The sequence below is a fragment of the Muribaculum gordoncarteri genome (genome assembly GCF_004803695.1).
GTDB lineage: Bacteria > Bacteroidota > Bacteroidia > Bacteroidales > Muribaculaceae > Muribaculum > Muribaculum gordoncarteri.
Genome location: NZ_CP039393.1, coordinates 372,673 through 395,315, shown reverse-complemented (window position 1 = coordinate 395,315; position 22,643 = coordinate 372,673). Strand labels below are relative to the sequence as shown.

Below are 22,643 nucleotides of genomic sequence, written 5' to 3'. Positions count from 1 at the left end.
CTTATTTTGCATTGCCAACTACGACAAGGCCGCCCTTGCTCGGGATAGAAACCTTGAGCGGCTTCTTCTTGTTGAGCTTCATCTCCTTGGCGGTACCGTTGAGAGCCTTATCGTCGGTGTACATCATGACGGGCTGCTCGCGGTCAATCATGGGAAGCTCAAGCGACAGTTCGCACGGAGCGTCCTGAGCGTTTACACCGGCAATGTACCACTTGTCGCCGTTGCGGCGTGCCACAACGACATAACGGCCAGGGTAACCGTCGATGAACTCGATGTCGTCCCATGTTGTGGGAACGCTCTTCATGAAATCGATAGCCCATGCCGGAGCATCGGTGAGGTTGTTGGGAGCAAGAGCGAAGTGCTGTACGGGGCTCTGGAACAACACGGCTGTAGCGAGAGCGAATACATCGGATGTCACGCGTCGGCTGCCTCGGTTGGGTTCGTTCTTATAGTTGTAGAACTTGTTGAGCGCGCTGCCGCCGAAGTCCATGCTGCCCACAGTGTTGCGAATGAACGGATGCAGTGTTGCGTTGAAAGCCTCGGCATCGCAGCTGCCCTGCGAGAAGTGCAGGTTCTCGCTTGCAAGCACGGCTTCGCTCGCAGCGAAGTTGGGATACATTTTCTCCCATCCGCGAGGCAGTGTGCAGCCGTGGAATATGACGAGAAGTCCGTAATCATTGGCATCGGCGAGAATCTCCTCATAGAGGCGCATCATCTCCTGCTTGTCACCGCCGAAGAAGTCGACCTTTATGCCGCGAATGCCGTTGTCGTGCATCCACTTCATCTCACGGCGACGGGCGATTGCGTTATCCATGATGCCACGCGGTCCCTGCGGAGCGTGATTCCAGTAGCCGTTGGAGTTGTACCACAGATAGAGGTCAACACCCTTTGACTTTCCGTAACGAGCAAGTTCCTCGATCTTGTCATAGCCTATCTGGGTGTCCCAAAGCGCATCGACAAGTATCGACTCATAGCCCATGGCTGCCGAGAAGTCGATGTAACGGCGCTGCTCATCGTAATTTGTAGCACCGTCCATGCCTATGATCCAGCTCCACGAACCCTTGCCGTAGTCGTAGTCCTGTGACGGTTCATATTTGCGTGACACTACATCAAAAGGTGCGGTGGTTTCAACGATGGGAGCGAGGTCGGTTCCCACGGTGATTATGCGCCACGGGGTTTCACCGGGAAGAGGAATTCCGGCAAAAGCCGAGCCGAGTCCGTTCATCTCACCCTCCTGGGGATAACCAATGCTGTAGGTGTTGCCGTTACCTCCCATGAGTCGGCTTGCACAGTAACCGCCGTCGACTCCTGTTTCGGAGATGAGAGTCCATCCCTTGTCGCCGTTACGGAACAGGCAGGGGAATGAGTAACCCGCGCCATAACCGTTCTTGCCAAGTACATCGTCAACGGTGTAGGAAGTTTCGTAACTCGGCGATGTGCCTGCGAAACCGCCCATAGGCTTGCTCTGCGGACACAGGAATGTGGTTGTGCCGTCGGGCATGACAAATCCGGTAGCCTCGCTCTTGATGACGCTGCTGCGTCGGTCGCGCTGCGGATATATGTGATACTTGAATGCTACATCGTTGTCGGCAACCTGAAAAATGACATCATATACGGGCTTGCCGTCACGTGTGAACTTGAATGTGCGCTGATTGGCGTTATAATCAATGTTGCTTTTCTTGATATTGGGGAGTGAATAGCTCTCATGGATTTCGGTCACGGGCGTCACTTCGGTCATGGTCATGCCTGAAGTGTAGTCACCCAAGTCGCTTACAAAGCCCAGCGGTGACGGCATCAGGAAATCGACTCCGTCGTATTTCACACTGTATTTCGGAGTGCCCGCTGCATCGGTCACTTCAACACTAAGTTTGCCATCGGGGCTTGATACGACATCTGACGCAGCAGATGCCGAGAACGCCGTGGCCAATCCTAAAAATAATAAACTGAATTTATCCATTGCAATAAAGAAAATCTTTGGTTATTTAACAAAATTAAGCCTAAAATGCGAATAGGGCAACTAAATATGTAACATAAATCTCTACCCATGTTACGATGCGCCTATTTGACCCTCATTCGTTATCCGATAATAATAAATTTCACTATTTTTGCAAAAAAGTCACGCTATGTCACCAATAAAAAATAAAGTCAAATTCACATTAACGCCCAACATCATCACATTATCGGCATTCATTGTATTCTCATATATGCTGCTTGCAGAGAAAAACGGGTACATGTTACGATGGTATGATGAGATGTCACTCTTCCTGCCCAACCGGCTCTTCTTCGATTCATTCATGAACTATCCGGGAGGAATATTGCGTTACATCGGCGCGTTCCTAACCCAATTCATGTACTATCCCTGGCTGGGTGTAACGATACTTGTTGCGCTGTGGATTTTCATGTCATGGGTAATCAAGCGCACATTTTCGCTTGACGGATCGGCCTATCCGCTCACACTCATAGCACCGCTGCTGATGATTGCAACCATAGTGCAGCTCGACGAGGCGTGGCTTTCGCTCAACACTCCCGGTTACCTATTTTCCAACACACTCGGATTTACGCTGTCGACAGCAGCGTTACTTGCCTATCGCTCTATCGGCAATCCGATGTTAAGAGCCGTGACAGGGGTGATAATCGTTGCGACATACCCGCTTTTCGGTTTCTTCGCCCTGCTTGCCGGGGTAATATGCATTGCCTGTGAGACGGTTACAATCACGCTCTCGCGCCGTTATCAAGGCATTACGGCCATCGTGGTGACGATTGCGGCAATAATAGCAGTGCCACAACTCTACTTCAGGTATATGCCGGGAACTACGGTCGACAACAACTGCCTCTATGTCAAAGGTCTTCCCGAGCTGATGATGAAGGGATGGGACATGTATCTGTGGATTCCGTTGATTACCACAAGCCTGCTGCTGGTGATATTGGCTGCGACACAAAAATTAATCGGCGACAAATTCAAGTCGTCGAAAGGCGTAAACTATTTCACTATAGCGTGTGTGGTGCTGACAGCTCTCTACGGATATTCAGCCGGACAGAAAAGCGAACAACTGCGTGCTACGGTGCTGATGTTGTATCACATCGACCATAACCGATGGGACAATGTAGTGAACGTTATGTCACGCGTGAAGGAACAACCTGACTATAACATGACGCTGCTCAACAACACTGCATTGATAAAACTCGGAGGAGGTGCCAACAGCACGATAAAACCTCGAAACACACCCGACGGCAATCCCCGAAAAAATGAATCATTCACAATGACCGCATTCGTGCAGGTTCCCGTGAACTACCACCTCGGCAAGACCAACCAGTCATACCGATGGGCGATGGAGCACTCGGTGAAATACGGCAAACGCGTGTATTTCCTCAAATACATGGTGAAATGTGCGCTGCTAAACGATGACTTCAAACTTGCCAAGCGTTACAACGACCTGTTGATGTCGACAATGTTTCACCGCAACTGGGCTGAACATTACAACCGTTACATCGAGAATCCCGAATTGATGAAGCAGAGTCAGGAGTTCATGTCGATACCCAAACTGCTACCGGCCGATTAAGCTATTCAGCCGAGTCGGAAACGAACTTTACGGGACATGCATCGCCGAGAATTGCATCGAGCAACTCGGCTCGCGGCACTTCAACCGGCGCTACAAAAAATTCAGGAACGTTATAGGACTTCATCAGGTGACGATAGTAGTCGGGCGACTCCTGCGGCACGACGAATGCCTTTGAGGCCTTTCCTTCGGGAGAAAAATAGGTTATGTAGGGACGCGTATAAGATCCGTCGTCACGACGCGAACTGAACACTATCCATCGCGAATTGGACGACCAGGAATGGTAACTTTCGGTGTCGTCACTGTTGGCTTCGGTAAGTTCACGGTTCTCACCGGTTGCCAAATCGACTACATAGAGGTCGCTTTCAGGATGCCATATATGGAATGTGCCGAACGGGGCCATGCTGTAGAGCAGGTAACGGCCGTCAGGCGACACTCGGGGAAGTAACGCGCTTTTTCCCGATGACGCTACATTGACAATCGTGTCGGGGCTGGAGAAACAGGTTTCGGGATCGAAGTCACGGTACACTATGTCGTAACGCACACTGTCATACTTTTCAATGATGTTTCCGGGACCGGAACCTTCAGGATATGCGGCAACCGAATAGTAGAGGCGCTTGCCGTCGGGATGCCATGCCGGGAAAGTTTCCAGCAATGTAGTGTCGGCTGCGATGTTGCGCACTTCATCGCGGTCGATGTCGTAGAGAATCATGTCGGATTTAGTGTCGTAGACCTCAACCTTGCGGTCGCCCACCGAAAAGAATCGCTGCTTGGTGGTGTTGACCGAATAGGCAATGAGATTGAGCGTGGGATGCCATGCGGGGTAAACGCCGGCCGCCAACGTGCTGTCGGTCTTAAGATTCACCTTGCGCACCTTGCCGTCGGTCATCAATACCGTGCCGCCATGGAACTGACGCACATGAAACTGCGAACTGCCGTCGCGATATTGGTTACGCGGCACGTGACAGTTGATGCAGAATCCTCGGCTGTCGTCGTTAAGCAACGTGTTGTTGAACACCACATCCTCATCAAACGATGTCAAGTCACGCTGATTGATGGTGAGCAGCGCATATTGCTCATAGGATGGTTCGATAAGTCGGTAAGAGATGTAAGGGTCTATATCGTCGGGAGCCACAGTGCAGGAAAACGTGTAACGCTTCCACTTGCCGCTGTCGTCCTTTACAAACACTTCGTAGTCGAGTGTCTTTCCGCGATTGGCTTCAAGCAGTTTATGCCAATCGTCGATATTCCACTTCACCACACGGCCGGCGGCAGTGAGTTCACCGCCGTCGGCCCCTGTGATGCGTGTTACGTATTCTTTGCCAGGATTTACAATCTCAAAGTTCATCGGCGCGATATTGGGAGGTATCACTATTCCGGTATAGTCGGGAGTGATTTCGGGAGCCGTACCGGCATCCGTCACATTATCGACAGGCACACTTGCGGTACAGCCTGCAAAACATATCGCACATAGAAATGCCGAAAGGCATTTGAGAATGTAATCCATAACTAAAGAATCGATGTGATAATTTTTTCTTTAGCTAAGTTACACAATTAAATTGATTCCGAGCTATTTTCAGCGGGACAAATTACACGATAATTGCCGCTGAGGTGCATGAATGCGAAGAGTCGCAGCAATCCGTCGTAATAAGCGTCGAAATAACCGTCATCGTAAGGCTGATGACCCGAGTTCCACAACTTGTGGATAAACTCATAGCACTTGGGATCGGTGCAGGTGAGCGAAACAGCTGCCGAAGTAGCCACAAGACCGAGTGAGTGACGCAGTTTTGTCTTACCTCCGGCTGATGCTATGCGCTCAACTGTAGAGCCGTCGACATTGTACTGGTCAACGAAGTCATCGATACCCTGAGAGTAGAGGAAGTCCTGAATGCGGTTGCCATAGGCACGCTGCCAATCGCCGTCGGCACATGACCATGAGTAGTCAAGCGCAATGTTCATGGGCACACGCCAAGAGTCGAAGCGGAAAGCGTCGCCGAAAATGCCGTTGCGGCCGAGCAGTGTACCGTCGTAGTTGCTGTAGTCGGGGTTAAGACCGGTAACGGGATGAGTACACTTGTGCAGATATTCGCGGCTTGCCTTAGCACACTCAAGCCAGTATTCGGAGCGGTTGTCGCCGGCCCACTTGGCCCATACTTCGTAGAATGCGGGCAGATGGTAAGAGGGGTCGGTATAGCGTCCACCCCAACGGTCGGGAGTGAAGGTGATGAGCTTGTGGTTGACATCGATCAACGGAGCCACACGGTTGTGACCCGTCTTGAGCATCGACTTGTCAAGGATGTTGCGTGCCTCGGCAAGATAGTTGATGCCGGTGTCATTGCCCCATCGGTTGGAGGCGAATATCAGCGATGTGATGTAATAAAGCTCACCGTCGGAAGCGGGGCCTTGAGAGTTACGTGTACCATCGGTCTTGCAGCTCCATGCAAAGTATCCGTCCATGTCACCCGAAGAGTGCTGCATGTACTTGCGGCACCAACGCCACAGGCGGTCAAAGACATCCTTCTTGTCAAACTGAACGGCAATCATCATTCCGTAGGACATACCTTCGGTGCGCACATCATGGTTCTTTATGTCAGAGATGTAGGCCATCGAATCGCCCACCTCGAAGTAAACCTTGTTAGGACCGTGGAAAACGCTGTCGTAGATAGCGGCAAGCTTGGCATCGATTTCGGCCTGAGAATATCCGGCTTCGGCAAACATGTTGCGGTAGCGGCCTGTGGTCATAGCACCTGCAGTCCAGGGAAGAGCGTCAAAGCCTACCCAGTCGACATCGACGCGGCCATTCTGAAGAGCCACCACGAGGTCATGAACGCCAAGAGGAGCATCGCCAACGATGTCGGCTGAAACTACACGCCAGTCATTGCACTTGGGCACCTTTATCGAAGCAACCTTCTTGCCCTTGGGACCGTCGACAAGCACATTGAGCGTGCCTCCGGCAGGTGACTTAACGCGGGCCGAAACGGTCTTGACGGGCTTCTCGCCGAAGTTGACCTTATTATAACGTACCCATGAGCCGCCCTTGCTGAACGAGCTCTTCCAGCCGTCAAACTTGTTGTCGGGATTGAGGAAGTCAATCTTGACACCCTTGGGGCTTATTGAGCTGTAACGGTCAATTTCAATGTGACGGCGAGCGTCGGATATACCTACACCACGGAGAGTGGGAACTACCGGACGGATAGTGCCGTCGGCATTGAACTCAAGCGAGTCGATGCGAGCCGAACGGTTCTTGTCAAACTCGGGAGAGTAGTCGTTGTGATGATAGAAGAGATACCACTGGCCGTTGTACTCTACAATCGAGTGATGGTTGGTCCAGCAGCCTGTGGGCGATTCCTCCATTATAACGCCCTTGAACTCAAACGGGCCGAGGGGATTGTCACCCATTGCATAGGCCAATGTTTCGGTTTCCTTGCGTACCCAGGGGAATGTATAGTAGTACTTTCCGTTACGCTTGAAGATAAACGGACCTTCCTTGAAACCGTCGGGCAGACCTTCCATTCTCACGGGATCGGAAGCGAGCTCAACCATGTTGTCCTTGAGCTTTGCACCCATCATGCCGCCTCCCGACCAGTAGATATAGCTCTGGCCGTCGTCGTCAATAAGGACACAGGGGTCGATACCGTTGACACCCTTGATAGCCTCACGCATGGGCATGAACGGGCCGGTAGGCGATGTCGAGCGGGCAACACCTATCTGGAATCCGCGACGCTCACCCTTGGGTGCCGAGGGGAAGTAGAAAAAGTACTCTCCGTTTTTGTAAACGCAATCGGGCGCCCACATCGAATAAGAGTCGGGGCGTACCCAAGGCACATTGTTCTGAGTTATTATCATGCCGTGGTCGGTCCAGTCGACAAGATTGTCGGAGGAGAACACATGATAATCGGCCATGCAGAACCATTCCTTGAGGCTCTCGATGGGGCTGGGAATGTCGTGCGATGGATAAAGATACATTTTTCCATTAAAAACTCGCGCCGTAGGGTCGGCGGTAAACTGGTCGCGCACAATGGGGTTCTGGGCCGTCGCAAACATCGAGGCCAACCCTAACGCGCCGGTAGAAATGATAGTTAAAAATCGGTGGTTCATGGTGACTTTAAAAAATTACTATTATTTGAAAATTCGCTGTGCAAAACGATATAGGCTTTCGCGCCAAACGGGCCATGTGTGGCCGCCGGGAGTTTCAAAGTACTCATACTTCAATCCCAGGTCGTCGAAACGCTTCATCATAACCTGACAATTATTGTAGGCGATATCCTCCTTACCTCCCATCGAAATCCACACATTGCGGAACTGACGGTTGAAGTAATCGGTATCCTTCTTGATGCGGTCGTAATACTTCTCGGTGTCATTGCCCATACCGCCGGGAGCGGCCGAAGTGGCCCACCAGCCCGAACTGAACACGCCGAGATTGCTGAATAGCTCGGGATGCGTGATAGCTGCGTTCAACGCATGGATTCCACCCATCGAAAGGCCGGCGATGGCACGACCCTCGGGACCTGCGATGACGCGATAGTTGCTCTCGACCAAGGGAATGCATTCCTTGATAAGTTCCTCGGTGAAGTCACGGCTGTTGCCGTCGCTCATCACGATGATCATAGGCACGGCCTTGCCCTGGGCAATGAGGTTGTCCATGATTATGTCGGTGCGGCCCTGCTGCGACCATCCGCGCTCGTCCTCGCCTCCACCATGCTGAAGATAGAGCACGGGGTAACGGTCGGTCGAGCTGTTGTAGCCCGGCGGAGTGTAGATGAACATGCGCTTGTCGGCATTGTCGACCGACGAGTGATAGCGACGCTGCACCACTTCGCCGTGAGGCACATCGGCCAACTCAAATCGCTTGTCACCCTCGGCGTAGGGCACTTCAAGACCCGAAGCCATGACTCCGCAGCCGAAGAACGACTCGCTTGCCGGGTCGGCAACCCTTGCGCCGTCAACAACGAGGAAATAGTAGTGGAAACCGGGCATAAGCGAATCGGTGACGCAACGCCACACACCGTTGTCGTCGCGTGTCATGTCATAAAGACGGCCAAGGTCGAGCTGAACCTTCTTGGCTTCGGGAGCCTTAACCTCAAATGCCGCACGATTGCCTGGCAGGATGCGGGGCACCTGCGAACGACGCACGGCATTTACCGAAACCTGCCCTTCGGGCTTGCCGGCATCCCCGGCAACGATGGTGTTGCCGAGTGCCAGCGTCAAAAGCATTATGAATATCAATGTCTTTTTCATTTCTTGTCAGATTTAAATATCAACGGTAAAAATTCATTGAGGCAACGACGCCATGTGAGCCACTCATGATGAGTGCCGGGCGACTCATAGTAGATGCAGTTGATGCCGTTGTCGCGGAGAGCCTGGCTGATGCGGTCGCTTCCGAAATTCTCCTCCGAGCCCATTCCCATGAAGAGGGTGTGAACCTTGGAGTTGAAAGCGTCGGCATCGGCAAACACGCCACCGTAGAGAGTGGGTATCTGATCAAGCGGGAGGAAGAGCGCGCCGCTGAATGTGCCTATGTGCGAGAACTTGTCAAGATTGGGAAGCGCGGTCTGGAATGTTTCGCGTCCACCCCATGAGAGGCCTGCCATGGCACGGTTGTCGCGGTCGGTGAGAGTGCGGAAGTTGCCGTCGATGAAAGGAATGATCTCCTCAAGCATGATGGGAGTGAACGATGCGCCAAACTGCTCCATCGTTTCGCCCTTGCGTGCTCCGAATGAGTAACCGCAGTTGCCGTAGTCCATAACCACAATCATGGGCACGCACTTGCCGGCAGCAATCTGGTTGTCCATGATGTTGGCCATCATGCCCTGCTGCGACCATCCGCGCTCGTCCTCGCCCATTCCGTGCTGGAGGTAGAGAACGGGATAACGCTTCTGAGGCGATGTTTCATACTCGGCGGGGGTGTAGACGAAGCAGCGACGCTCGGCATTCTCCAGATTGGAGTAATACTTGCACTCGCGCACCTGTCCGTGAGGAACGTTCTTGTCAAACGTATAGTAAGCGGCAGCCTCCTTTGACTCGGGAATCTCGATGCCGCCCGACATCTTGCCGCAGCCGAAGAAGGCCTCGGTAGCGGGGTCGATGACCGAAACACCGTCGACAACAAGGAAATAGTAGTGGAAGCCCTCGACAAGCGGATCGGTGGTTCCGGTCCACACGCCGTCGGCATCCTTTGTCATGTCATACTTCTTGCCGCAGATGTCGACTTTTACATCCTTGGCATCCTTAGCAGCAAGCTTAAACGTGGCGCGTGACTGTGAATCGACACAGGGATACTGCGCTTCGGGGATGTTGGTCGAAGCGGGAGTTCCGTGAGGAGTGTCGTCTACGGCCAACGCGGTCATTGGCAGTAGCGTCATGACCACAGCGGTAATTAGATGGTTCATAATTGGTTGATTGATTGGTTGGTGTAGTATTTATTTTAAAGTTAGGTGCAATGATTTAAGATTATCCGACGAGCCGCCGTAGAGAATCTCATATTTTCCGGGTGTGACAGCCATGCGTCCCGACTTCTGGTCGTAGGTCTTGAAAGCGTCGGGAGTGAGCGTGAATGCGATGTCACGGCTTGCTCCGGCAGGCAATGTCACACGCTTGAAGGCACGTAACGTCTTGACGGGACCGCCGAAGTCACCCTCCTTGCGGATGTAGACCTGCACAACCTCGTCGCCGTCACGCTTGCCTGCGTTACGCAGCTTGATATTGAGATTGACATTGTCGCCGCACTTGGCCGACTTGCGGTCGAGCGAAGCCGACTCGTAGTCAAATGTCGTATAGCTCAATCCGTGACCAAACGCATAGAGCGGCTTATCCTTCATGTAACGGTAGGTGCGTCCATCCATGCTGTAGTCGAGGAAGTCGGGAAGCTGCGAGTCGTCGCGGTAGAATGTCACGGGAAGTCGTCCGGCAGGGTTGTAGTCGCCGTAAAGCACCTCGGCGACAGCAGTACCGCCGGCCTGACCTGGATACCATGCCTGGAGAATGGCATCGCATATCGAATCCTCGGGAGCGAGCGCAACGGCCGAACCCGAACAGTTGACATAGACAATCTTCTTGCCCTGCGCCTTGAGGCTCTTAAGCAGATTGCGCTGCATAGCCGGAAGCTCGATCGACTCGCGGTCGCCGCCTCGGAATCCGGGCACGCTCACGGGCATCTCCTCGCCTTCGAGCGACGGAGCGATTCCGCCTACGAATATCACCACATCGGCGTCACCTGCATTGGTGTCGTAGTCCTTGATCATGCCTATGTCGAAGCTGAGCAGCGCGGTGCGGTCGCCGGCACCGTAGAGCAACTCAATGTCGTAACTCTTGCCCTTCTCGGCGTTGAAGGTGCAGGTGTAGGTGTTGCGGTTGCCCTTGGTCGAGTTGTCGACGAGCGTAACGCCATCGACCGAAAGGCGACGGAAGCCGTTGTCGGTGCGCAGCTGCATGGTGTAGCGTCCCGACTCCTCAGGCTTGAATGTGCCCACGTAACGCGCCGAGAAACCGGTGAGGTTGACACCGGGGGCAAACACCGTGGCACCGCCGGTCGACTTGTTGACGGGAACGGTGAGTCGCTCCACGGCCACCGATTGACCGTCGCGTGACTTGTTGTTCCAATAGGTTGCGGTGAGTCCCGGCTTTCCGTCAGATGACAGGAGATTGAAGCACGACACGAAATTATTGTTGATCACGTGGTCGCATCCACGCAGATAGGGAATGTCACGCCCAGTGATGTCACGCACTCCTTCAAGCACGGTGACGGTGTGGGACGGAAATCCGTTGTAGTTGCCCCACTGCATCACCGAGTCGTTGGCATTGGGGCCCATGACGATTACCGAAGCGTTACGTGCCAGCGGAAGCACGCCGTTGTTCTTCAACAGCGTCATCGACTTGCGCGCCATGTCGAGAGCGAGGGCTCGGTTGGCCTTGCTGTCGACAGCCGACATGGGAATCGACGCCCAGGGCGATGAAGCGTCATCGTCCATCTCGCCGAGGCTGAAACGCGCTTCAAGAAGTCGCATGACGCTCTCGTCGATAGCCTCTTCGGTGATAAGACCGCGGTCGATGGCCTCGCGCAGGTTGCCAAAGTCGGAGCCACACTCGAGATCGGTGCCCGACAGCACTGCATCGGCACTTGCGTCGACACCCGACTGATGGGTAGCGTGGGCGCGCTTGTTGTGGAAGTCGTTCATGGCCCAGCAGTCGGTCACGATAATCTTGTCGTAACCCCACTCGTTGCGCAGGATGTCGATGAGGAGCTTCTTGCTGCTGCAGCAAGGCTCGCCCTCAAAACGGTTGTAGGCACACATCACCTGCCCCACCCCTGCGTCGACAAGGGTCTTGAACGCGGGCAGATAGGTTTCCCAAAGGTCGCGCGGATCGATGTCACGCGCATCAAATGAGTGACGGTTCCACTCCGGGCCGCTGTGCACGGCATAGTGCTTGGCACCGGCAATGGTCTTTATATATTTTGAGTCGGCGGGTCCCTGGAGTCCGTTGACAACGGCTTCGCCCATTACCGAAGCCAGATAGGGATCCTCGCCGTAGGTTTCCTGGCCGCGTCCCCATCGCGGGTCGCGGAAAATGTTGACGTTGGGTGTCCAGAATGTCAATCCCTGATAGCGGCCGTGACGGCCTTCGCGTCGGAAGCCGTTGTACTTTGCACGCGCCTCGTCGCTGACTGCGTTGAAAGCTGCCAGCACGGCATCATTGTCAAATGTTGCGGCCATGCCTATGGATTGAGGAAATACGGTGGCGAGTCCGGCGCGGCCCACGCCGTGCAAGGCTTCGTTCCACCAATTATATTCGGGAATGCCCAGCCTTTCAATGGCCGGGGAAACATCCATCATCAATGATATCTTTTCGTCAAGAGTAAGACGAGTCAACAAATCGGCGGCACGTTCATGCGCGCCAAGTGAAGCATCACGGTAAGGTTCGGAAACCTGTGCTGAAGCGACAAGCGATACGATAGCCAACAATGTTGACAGTATGAATCTCATGGGCAAAATGATTGGTTATGAAGTTTAAGAATACAAAAATAGCATATTGTCGACAATAAATCGACAATATGCTATCAAAAAATTTTCAGATTACTGCTGGCTCAATGCATCGCAGAAGCCTCCGTAAGCGGGTTTGCGGGCATAATTGATGTCCCAAAGACCTACAGGTTCTCCGGCACGCCATCCCGATCCGTCAGGTGAGTCGGTGATGCACCACTGGGTGATGCCGTACTGCTGAGCGGCAGGAATTATCTCGAAGTACTTGGTCACGATGAACTTGTAGTACTCGGCCATAGCCTTCTGCTGTTCAAATGTTACATCGGCAGTCTTGATGCTGTTGCCTTCAGCGTCGGCGATACCCATGTCAAGCTCAGAAATCTTGATGAGCTTGCCGGTTGATGCGAGAAGCTCAAGCATCTTCACTACGTGATCTTCCTTGCTCTTCTGAGTTTCGGGATTCATGTAGTAGGTTACGTGCATCTGAGTACCGATACCGTCGATAACTGTTTCGCCGTCAGATTCCCAACGTGCAATCCACTCAATCAAGCTCTTGAGCTTCTGGTTGTCGTCCCAGTCGCTTTCAAGGTTGTAGTCGTTGATGAAGAGCTTGAGGTCGGCGGGGTTGCCTCCGAATTCCTCGAAGTACTGACGAGCAAACTTAACGGGGATGCGAACGAAGTCGTCGCCCAGATAGTCGCGCCAGAAGAACTTCTTATCGGCACCGTCGGTGTTGTTGGCCGACTGCAGTTCGTAACGCTGACCCCACGGGCCACCTGATACTGCCTCGTTAACAACATCCCAAGCCTTGACATAACCGCCGCAGGCTTCCATCATACCCTTGATCCAGCGCTCCAATTCGTTGGTAAGAGCTTCAGCCTTCTCTTCAGGAGTCAAAGGAATAGAGTTGCCGCTTACAAGTTCGGTATAGCTGTCGACGAATGTAGCAGGAACCATTCCGCCGCGCTTCTCCTTGGCGATGTAGTTGTCCTTCATGTTGTCGTCGTCGCAAGAGCTGTTCTTAATCATCTCGACACCGTTAATCTTCAAGCTGATGTCGTCGAAGTAGTAAGCATTGGCTGCTGCGAAGTCATTGAGGTTGAATGCGAATGAATGACCGCCGGCCATTGAGCCGTCCATTGTACCGCTGGCCTTGTACTCGGTCCACTTGGGTGTGAACTTGACGGTACCGCAACCTGCCCAGTGCAGATATTCACCTGCGCCCTTGTGAGTCTGGGTTCCGATAGAAGCCTCATAGTCGGCACGAACGTTCATTGACAATTCCCAGTTGTCACCTTCAGCGAAGGTAGCATCGGTCATAATCCAGAACTGAGAGTCCCAAGCTGCATCAACCATGTCGTCGGTTTCTACGCGGATACAACGACGGTCAACAGTGACTTCATATTCACCGGGAGCAGCCTGTATCTCCTTATAACTGTCGACAAAGCGAGAGGGAACTGTGCCACCGCGCTTCTCCTTCGACACGAAGTTGTCCTTCATGTTGTCGTCGTCGCAAGAGCTGTTCTTAATCATCTCGACACCGTTGATCTTCAAGCTGATGTCGTCGAAGTAATACTCATTGGCAGCTGCAAAGTCATTGATGTTGAATGCGAACGAATGACCGCCGGCCATTGAAGCGTCCATTGTACCGCTGGCTTTGTACTCGGTCCACTGGGGAGTGAACTTAACGGTACCGCAACCTGCCCAGTGCAGATATTCACCTGCACCCTTGTGGGTCTGGGTTCCGATAGAAGCCTCGTAGGTGGCACGAACATTCATCGACAATTCCCACTTGTCGCCTTCGGCGAAAGTAGCATCGGTCATAATCCAGAACTGGGTATCCCAAGCGGCATCGACCATGTCGTCGGAGCACACCTCGATACAACGGCGCTCTACTGTAACTTCCTGTCCGGGAGCATCGGGATCAACGGGAATTTCCTTATCGGCGATAAGAGAGTTAAGCCACTTCAGATTCTGCTGTTCATGCCAGCAGAGAGTGTGACCATAGATCGACATATTTGCAGCCTTGGCATTGTCGATAAACTGCTCGACAGTACCGAAGTTCATAGAACCGTCGTCGCCCACGATTGAAGCATACTTCATCTCGTTGCCGGCCGTCATTTCCATGAAGTTGGTGTTGGCAAGCATATAGACAGCCCCTTTCTTAGCGTAATCATCGGCGGCAAGGGCCACTCCCAACTTAAAGTCGGGAGATGCCTTGCTTGCTGATTCCAAATAAGACTTCAGGGTGCCGTAGCTGTTAAGATACTCATACTGAGCCAGTGATTCGGGTTTTTCGACCTCGAAACCGGAAGTGGTATCTATGTCATCGGCGCAACCCACCATTGCAGGAGCAAGAGCGAGTGCCCAAAGTAATTTGCTGTATTTATTCATAATCGGTTACTTATTTGTTATAGGTGGGCGTGAATGTTTCCATAATCACGTTACGTGACTGAACCACGAGAGTGTCAAGGGTGGCATACTGGCGGGGGCCGAAGTTAACCTGGTAGTCAAGATAGATGACATCCTGGTCGCGGTGGTCCCAGCTGTCCTTGTCGCCCTTCTCCACAAACTTACCTGAACCCGAAGCGGTCATGCCGGGAGTAGAGGTAGTGATTGTGCAGGCATTGTCGGTGAAGGTGAGTTCAAGATTACAGGTGAGTGTAGTCTTTGTGTCACCGTCGGTGATGACAGTCTTCACGGGGAAGATGCTCTTGTTGAGTCCGGCAGTAGTTACCGAAACAACCTCGTCCTGCTCAACATACTTGGCGTGACGCACGTTGGTAGAAGTAGCACCGTTCTCAGTGATCTTGTCGACACCGCGACGCAGGTAAGTTGCATGCCAGGGATTGATGTACTTTATACAGTAGAGCATGAAGTCCTTGGGCTGCACCGACCAAGCCGAAGCATCGCAACGGGCGGGAGAAGTGACACCTTCAAGCGGAGTACCCGAGAGGATAGCATCGGCACCGCGGGCGGCAACCATGCGCACGGGAATCACGTAGTTGGCGCTGAGCGCCTGAGGATCGGCAAAGAAAGCGTCGGTAAGGGTAACCTCAGAACCGAAGAGGAAGTCCTTCACCTTGGTGAGAGTGGTGCTTTCAAGCTTGTAGTAGCTTTCGGGCATCACCTTAACGGGGCGTCCGTCGCCAAAAGTGAGGTTATCGACCAATGAGGGGTCAACCACGATGTCGATGCTCAGGTTGCGAGAGTCGTAGCTACCGCCGTGAGTGGCGGTGATGCGGCACTTGTGCTGATTGTCGAGCGAGTTGTCCTGCTCGGGGTCGGTACCGAGAGTTAATGTTCTCACCGGATATTGATAGGCGAAATAAGCCGTGATGCCACCTTCATAATCGGGAAAATCGACATCAGAGTTCTTACATGACGACACACCGAAAACGAGCAGCGCGGCCATGCCTAATTTCACCGAATTTTTCATGAGATTCATAATGTTTCGTAGGTTTAATAGTGAATATTACCAACCCTGATTCTGCTCAAGGTTGCTGAACTTCAATACATCGTTGTAGGGCAGCGGACCGTAGATCATGTAGTCGCTGTACTTACGCGGCTCTACCTCAATGTAGTCGTAGGTGTTGCCCTTGATGCTTACACCCTTGGCTGTTTCGGTGAGAGGAGCGTTCCAGCGTCGAAGATCCCAGAAGCGGATGTTCTCAAAGCAGAGTTCAAGACGGCGCTCGTTGCGGATGAGGTCGCGCATGGCTTCCTTGCTTGCCTTAGCCGATTCCAGATAGGGGTCGGAACCGCCTACACCAAGACCTGCACGCTTGCGGATAGCCTTGATGACATCATAGGCGCTGTAGCCGTTGGAGCCACCTGCAGTGGGACCCCAAGCCTCATTGGCTGCCTCAGCGTAAGCGAGGAAGATTTCAGTGTAGCGGATGCGCTTAACATAGTGACGCTTGTAGAGGAGCGACGACTGGTTGGGGTTGACATCGCTACGGCAGTGCTTGCGCATGTAGTAACCTGTACGGGTTGAGTAACCGGCTTCCTTGTTGATACCGTCATTGTTGGTGGTATTGTCGGCCGAAGTGTTGATGACATCGCCCTTCACACCCTGAGTTGCGCCATTGTAGGTGATGTACTCGCTAAGACGCGGGTCACGGTTGGCATAGGGGTTGGCGGGGTCATAGGCACTGTGAACGTCGTTGATGGGATAGCCGTTGGCCATGGGGAATGCATCGACGAGGTTCTGAGTGGGGTTAACGCGGCCCTTACCGTAGAGGCTCGGGGGGAAGTTGTCGGTTTCAACCGAGCAGTTGTCCTCGTAACCGCCACGCCAGATGATTTCGGGATGGTTTTCCGAAGCACCGAGAGTAGCATCCTCTTCGGCGGTGAACCATACATGACCCTTCTGAGGCATACCGCTCACGCCGCCTATGTCGTTAAGCGACTGGGCTGCATAGTTGGCTGCATCCTCCCAGCTTACACCCGAACCGGGGTTGAAGGCGGGACTTGCTGCAAGAAGAGCTGCCTGGGCGCGGATGGCCTTGGCGATACGGCCCGACATACGGCACCAAACGGGAGCACCGAACACGCGGTTGTAAGCGTCGTTCTTAACACCCAGTGAGGCGTACTTGGCGGGAACCTGCGAGTCGTTGGCGATGTTTACATAGTCAAGGGGAAGGAGCTCCTCGGCCATCTTTACATCATCGAAAATCTGCTGCATACACTCGGCAAAAGTGTTACGGGGAACATTCATGTCGGTAGTAGCGGTGAAAGAAGATGTCCAGATGGGCACACCCATGAGCTCGCCCGATGCGGTCTTGCCTCCATAGTTCTGAAGGAGGAAGTAGAGGTTGAGCGCACGGAGTCCGTAGGCCTCACCCATAAGGCGGTCGATGAACATCTGGTTGACATTCTCGTCGACAGCCCAGGTCACCTTGTCGGCATTCTCAAGGAATGTGTTGAGGTGCTGGATAGAGGCGTTACGGTCGCGCCAGTTGTCGTTGGAGAGTCCGGTCTGAGAAGTCCAGGCACCTCCGGCAATCGTACGCCATCCGTTGGCATTGTCGTTGGAAACGGCATCGTCAGTGGCCACGTCGTTAACCGAACCATTGCTGTAAGGCATGAGGATGTAGGCGTCGCCAAGAATACCGTCGGCATAGGTCGGCTCGTTGTACATCGAGTTAACATCCTTGATGTTCTCGATTGCCGGGTCAAACAAGTCGTCGCATGAAGCCAGCGATACTGTAACGGCCGATAATAATATGAGTTTCGATATATTTTTCATATTGGACATAACATTAGAATATTACTTTAGCTCCCAAGTTGTAGAAACGCGACTGAGGTGCGCTGCCGACATTCATTTCAAGAATCTTGCGGTTCTTGCCGATTGTCAGGAGGTCGCTTCCGCTAACGTAAACCTGAAGACCCTTAACGATGGGGCCGGTAAACATACGCGACGGGAAGTCGTAGGTGAGCTGAACTTTAGCAAGGCTGAAACGATCGGTGCTGTACATCCAGAAGTCGGAAGCAACGAAGTTGTTGGCACCGTTGGTCGTGGTCAGACGAGGATAGGTTGCGGTAGCTGCAGTTTCGGGAGTCCAGCGGTTGCGGACTTCAGCCGAGTACTTGCGGTCGCCGTGTACCCACCAGTAGCTGTAACTGTTGTTATCGTCAACTTTAGTGTCGCCCTTCATAGCGTAGCTGCCGAAGCGGCCGATACCCATCATGAAGAGTGAGAAGCCCTTGTACTGAGCGGTGATGTTGATACCCATGGTGAAGGGGTTGCCATACCATCCGCCCTTGCCGAGGAACACCTGGTCCTTGCTGTCGATGACACCGTCGTCGTTCATGTCGACATACTTCAGGTCACCGGGCTGAATGTTTGATCCACCGAGAGCTGACTGGTCGGCCCAACCCTTGATTTCGTCTTCAGAGTTGAAGAAGCCTGCACAGCGATATCCCCAGATTCCGTCAAGAGCTTTGCCCTCGCGGTTCTGATAAGCGTCGGCGTTCAACTCGTCGCGCTTGGTGGCCTTGGTGTCGTAGTAAGTTCCGTTTACACCTGCGATAAGGTTTACTTCACCTATCTGCTTGTTGATCTTCACACCGAAGTCAAAGCCCACGCGACGGTTGTTGTTGAAGTTCAACCAGGGCACGAGTGACGACTCGGGATAGTAGGTCGAGAAGTAGGAGGGGAACTTGGTCGAGTTGTTGATGAGAAGACCCTCGTTGTTGATAACGAAGAATGAACCCTCAAGACCGAGCAAGTTGTTGAAGAACTGACCGCGCAGGTTAACCGAAAATTCCTTACGCTTGATGAATGTAAGGTCCTCGTTGGCACCACGCTGAGGATAGGTGGCTGCATAACCGCCGGCTGCCCAGCTGAACCATCCGCCCTGAGTGTAGTTGGCCGAGTACATATAGAAGTTGGAGATGTCGAGGTCGGTGTGGAGAATACCGCCCGAAACGCTGAGCATCAACTCGTTGACTACCTGTGAATCCTTTAGGAAGTCCTCATTGGAGATGCGCCATCCGATAGTACCTGTGGGCGACCATGCCTGACGGTGGCCGGGGGCCAGCTTGGCTGAGTGGATGCCCGAGATGCCGAAGTCGGCATAGTAGCGACGGTCGTAGTTGTAGTCAACTTCGAAACCGATGTTGGCCGAGCTTGTGCGGTGATACTGACCGGCGGTAGTGCGCTGCCAGCCCGAAACCACTGCAAGAGCGTGTACATTGTGTACATCGGCAAATGTGCGGTTGTAGTCGAAGTTACCCGAGAAGTGGATTATCTGACGGCTGGTAGAGTTGCTTACCGACTGTGAACCGGTGTGCTTGTCAAGACCTTCCTGAGTGAGGCCTACGATCTCTTCCTTACCGTTGATGTTGCCCCACACGGGAACGAATACTGCGTAAGTGTCCTTATAAGCGGTGTTGTAAGTAGTAGCGTAGTCGACAGCAAACTGAGTGTGGAACGTAAGACCCTTCACAAGAGGATTGAGGTCGAGGTTCACACCTGCGTCAAACTGGAACTGACGGCTTGTAAACTTGGTGTAACCGGCGATATCATAGTCGGCGAAGATGTTGGTCTTGTCGATTGAAGTACCGGCGGGGAACATGCCGTTGCGAATGTTCAAGCTGTTGTTGATAAGGTCAAGGGCGCCGGTGACATTGGGGTTGATGAAATCAACGGGAATCCAGGGAGTCACACGGTTGGGACGCATCATGGCAGCCTGCTGCCAGTAGTTGCCGTGACCGCTGCGTGAGCCGTAGAAGGTGGCCGATGCATCAACGTAGGCGCTAACGACCTTGCTGATGTTGACATCGACATTACCGCGAACGCTGAAGCGGTCGGTGTAGTTCTTCTTGGCTTCGCCGAAGTCGAGGTAATCGCCCTGACGGAAGTAGTTGATGTTGGTGTAGAAGCGGGCGCGCTCGTTACCGCCGTAGATTTCAGCGTCGGCATCGGTGCGGTTGTACACCTTCTTCAGATACTCGTCGGAGTAGAAGTTGACATCGGAGTAACGGTAGGGATTGGTCTTGGCAGCGGTGTGGTAGATAACCTCGTCGCTGTAAAGATTGCTCAATCCGTCGTTACGGCGTGCCTCGTTATAGAGAGTCATGTATTCGGCCGAACCGAGATATTCGGGATAAGCCTTAGCCACATGCCATCCGGTGTTGGCGCGAACCGACACCGTGAGGGGACCTTCCTTACCGCGCTTGGTTGTGATAAGAATCACACCCTTTGCGGCACGGCTACCGTAGAGCACAACTGCCTGGGCGCCCTTGAGGAAAGAGATAGACTTTATTTCATCGGAAGGGATGTTGTTCATGTCACGGGGAACACCGTCAACCAACACGAGATAACCACCGTCGTTGTCGCCGTCCATACCCCAAATAGAATTACCGTTCCATCCTGAAATGTAACCTTCAAGATTCTGAGGCTCGTAGGTATAATTGGTTTTCTGCAGGTCTTCCATGTCAAGCACCGACACTCCGCCAAGCAGCTCGTTCTTGTCGACCTTTCGGAAAGCTACTTGTACCAGGTCGTCGGCTTTAACGCTGTCAACCCGTTCTTCCGACTCGGCAGCCGTGACGCTGAGCGATGCGCCTACGATTCCGATGATTGCCGGAAAAAGTATTGTATTTCTTGATATCATATTTGACTGTGATGTATAGTTACTAATATTTGCCTACTATTCCCATCCAGGATTCTGTACAAATCCATCAAAGATGTATGTGTCGTCACGCATGAGGGGGAACCAATAGTGCTTGGCTGAGAAATCGCGGGTAAGGATAACCTCCTGGTGATACTCGGCGATGCGGGCGTCGCGGGGGTCGTTGTCCTTGAAGAAGCTCTCGTCCTCAACGCGGATGAACTCGGCCGAAGTCTTAACGGTGTACTTGGGCTCGGTGAGGAGCAGCCAGCGCTGGAGGTCGTTGAAGCGGTGTCCCTCGAAGGCGAGCTCTACGGCACGTTCGCGGCGAACTTCATCCATATAGGCGTTGCCGGTGAATTTGGTGCTTACATGTCCTGCGCCTACGCGGTCGCGGAGCTTGTTAAGAGCATCGATAGAGGTGAGCGAGCACTTGTCGGACTTGCCGGCGGGGCCGCCCTTGACTGCACAAGCCTCAGCATACATCAAATATATATCGGCAAGACGCATATAGGGGATATAAGCGTGGGGGTTGGGACCGTAGTCGTCGGCTGAACCCTGGTCGATCTTCTGGCAAGTGTGGGGCACGAGCTTCTGATAGAAGTAGCCGGTGCGTGACGCATTGCTGACTGCACGCATCGAACCGCCAGTAGCAAGGCCTGCATACTTCATGGCAGCATCGGCACCCGGGTCACCGTTGATGTACTGAACGCCGTCAAAGATGATGTCGTGATAGAAGCGCGGGTCGCGTCCCTTGAAAGGATAGTTGGGGTCGTAGCCCGAGTCGGGATCGTCGAGGGGCAGACCGTTCTCCATACCGTAGTACTCAACATAGTTGGCAGTGGGCTGGTGGATCTTGTTATCCTGAGCACAGAGTGCGTTGGGGCCGAATGTACGAGAGTAGTTGTAACGGGTGAATGACCAACCGGTAGAAGGACCGCGGAAGATAGCTTCGGTGCTACCGGGCTGCAACCAAGCCTGACCTGTGGTGAAGAAGAGGTCGCTGTAGCAGTTGGTAGCGGTCTTTGACTTCTTGTGGTTGTAGATGTCGTCGTAATCGAAAGATACGAGAGCATACTGGGTAGAACCCGATTCAACCATCTGGAGAACTTCGCCGAGAGCGTCGGCAGCCTTTGAAGCGTAGCCTGCATCGTAGTCATAGGTGCGGGCACCGCCTGTCTGAGCGCCATGCTGCATCAAGGGGCTTGCAGCCCAGAGGTAGTTCTTGCCAAGATAGCAGAGAGCGGTGATCTTGTTGATGCGGAGTTCGTTGTGGCCCATGGTCTTCTTACCGGCGGTAGTCTTGTCCCAGTCAACGGGAAGCAGGCTGGCAGCACGGCTGAAGTCCTCGGCAACCTTATCGGCGCACTCAAGATAGCTAAGACGCTCGAGCTGAGGAGTTTCAGAAGCTGAAAATTCCTGGTCAACATAAGGCAGACCACCGAGCCACTTCATCATTTCGAAGTGCCACCAAGCACGGAAGAAGTAGAGCTGACCGAGAATGAGGTCGTGCTCTTCCTTTGTACCGGTGAAGTAGTCCTCAAAAGTGTTGAGAGCCTTGTTAACCTTGGCGATACAATACCATGCGTGAGCGTAGATACCGTGATCAAATGGGCTGTTGGAGCGCGGGTTACCGCCGAAAGCCTTGTTTCCGAAGTAGAAACCGCCACTACCCTGCCAAGCATAGTAGTTACCTATGTCGACCTGATGAAGCATCATGTCATCGGCCTGAGGATTCTGGATCTCATCATCGCCGAGATTCCACGATGTGGTCCAGTCGCATTGTGCAATGTTGGGGATACAGTTGTAGATTTCCTCTACGTAACCCTGAGCATTTTGAAAATTCTTAAACGGAGTCTCCGGGCTGACATTGGAGTCAGGGTCCTTGTCGAGGTAGTCCTCGCAGGAGCTGAATCCGCACATCATGGTGAGAGCCGCACCTAAGGTCAAAAATGACTTATATATTGTTTTCATATAGTTATTCTATT

The 22,643-nt window shown here is 53.1% G+C and carries 12 protein-coding genes; 1 reads left to right on the top strand and 11 read right to left on the bottom strand.

The annotated features are described in order from the left end of the window. Position 1: 1 nt before the first annotated feature. On the bottom strand, positions 2–1,957 hold the full coding sequence (locus E7746_RS01660) for a glycoside hydrolase family 97 protein (RefSeq protein WP_136409638.1): 1,956 nt from the start codon (positions 1,955–1,957) through the stop codon (positions 2–4). Positions 1,958–2,123: 166 nt separating this feature from the next. On the opposite strand from E7746_RS01660, the gene E7746_RS01655 reads away from it, so the two are divergent. Further along, positions 2,124–3,560, top strand: a complete 1,437-nt coding sequence (locus E7746_RS01655) for a DUF6057 family protein (RefSeq protein WP_136409637.1) — start codon at positions 2,124–2,126, stop codon at positions 3,558–3,560. Position 3,561: 1 nt separating this feature from the next. Here E7746_RS01655 and E7746_RS01650 read toward each other — a convergent pair whose 3' ends face one another. The 10 genes from E7746_RS01650 to E7746_RS01605 all read right to left on the bottom strand — a co-directional run bounded on the left by E7746_RS01650 (position 3,562) and on the right by E7746_RS01605 (position 22,629). Continuing rightward, on the bottom strand, positions 3,562–5,064 hold the full coding sequence (locus tag E7746_RS01650; protein ID WP_136409636.1) for a TolB family protein: 1,503 nt from the start codon (positions 5,062–5,064) through the stop codon (positions 3,562–3,564). Positions 5,065–5,111: 47 nt separating this feature from the next. Further along, positions 5,112–7,655 (bottom strand): glycosyl hydrolase family 8, encoded by a 2,544-nt coding sequence (locus E7746_RS01645; RefSeq protein ID WP_136409635.1) that lies wholly within the window; start codon positions 7,653–7,655, stop codon positions 5,112–5,114. Between the two features lie 21 nt (positions 7,656–7,676). Then, entirely contained in the window at positions 7,677–8,795 is a 1,119-nt protein-coding gene (locus E7746_RS15415) for an alpha/beta hydrolase-fold protein (RefSeq protein WP_136409634.1), read from the bottom strand. After that, positions 8,792–9,946 (bottom strand): alpha/beta hydrolase-fold protein, encoded by a 1,155-nt coding sequence (locus tag E7746_RS01635; RefSeq protein WP_136409633.1) that lies wholly within the window; start codon positions 9,944–9,946, stop codon positions 8,792–8,794. Before E7746_RS01635 ends, E7746_RS15415 begins: the two co-directional genes overlap by 4 nt. Before the next feature lie 30 nt (positions 9,947–9,976). After that, the gene (gene xyl3A / locus E7746_RS01630; RefSeq protein ID WP_136409632.1) at positions 9,977–12,538 is read right to left on the bottom strand and encodes a xylan 1,4-beta-xylosidase; all 2,562 of its coding nucleotides are present in this window, start codon (positions 12,536–12,538) and stop codon (positions 9,977–9,979) included. Positions 12,539–12,628: 90 nt separating this feature from the next. Beyond that, positions 12,629–14,929, bottom strand: coding sequence for an endo-1,4-beta-xylanase (locus E7746_RS01625; RefSeq protein ID WP_136409631.1), 2,301 nt, complete (start codon positions 14,927–14,929; stop codon positions 12,629–12,631). Between the two features lie 10 nt (positions 14,930–14,939). Beyond that, positions 14,940–15,983 (bottom strand): DUF5627 domain-containing protein, encoded by a 1,044-nt coding sequence (locus E7746_RS01620; RefSeq protein ID WP_123395306.1) that lies wholly within the window; start codon positions 15,981–15,983, stop codon positions 14,940–14,942. 27 nt (positions 15,984–16,010) lie between these two features. Next, positions 16,011–17,786 carry a RagB/SusD family nutrient uptake outer membrane protein gene (locus E7746_RS01615; protein WP_202877165.1) on the bottom strand — a complete coding sequence of 592 codons (1,776 nt, stop codon included), beginning with the start codon at positions 17,784–17,786 and terminating at the stop codon, positions 16,011–16,013. A 13-nt stretch (positions 17,787–17,799) separates the two neighbouring features. Beyond that, positions 17,800–20,658 carry a SusC/RagA family TonB-linked outer membrane protein gene (locus E7746_RS01610; RefSeq protein ID WP_123395304.1) on the bottom strand — a complete coding sequence of 953 codons (2,859 nt, stop codon included), beginning with the start codon at positions 20,656–20,658 and terminating at the stop codon, positions 17,800–17,802. A gap of 36 nt (positions 20,659–20,694) precedes the next feature. Next, on the bottom strand, positions 20,695–22,629 hold the full coding sequence (locus E7746_RS01605) for a RagB/SusD family nutrient uptake outer membrane protein (protein ID WP_136409630.1): 1,935 nt from the start codon (positions 22,627–22,629) through the stop codon (positions 20,695–20,697). Positions 22,630–22,643 lie beyond the last annotated feature (14 nt).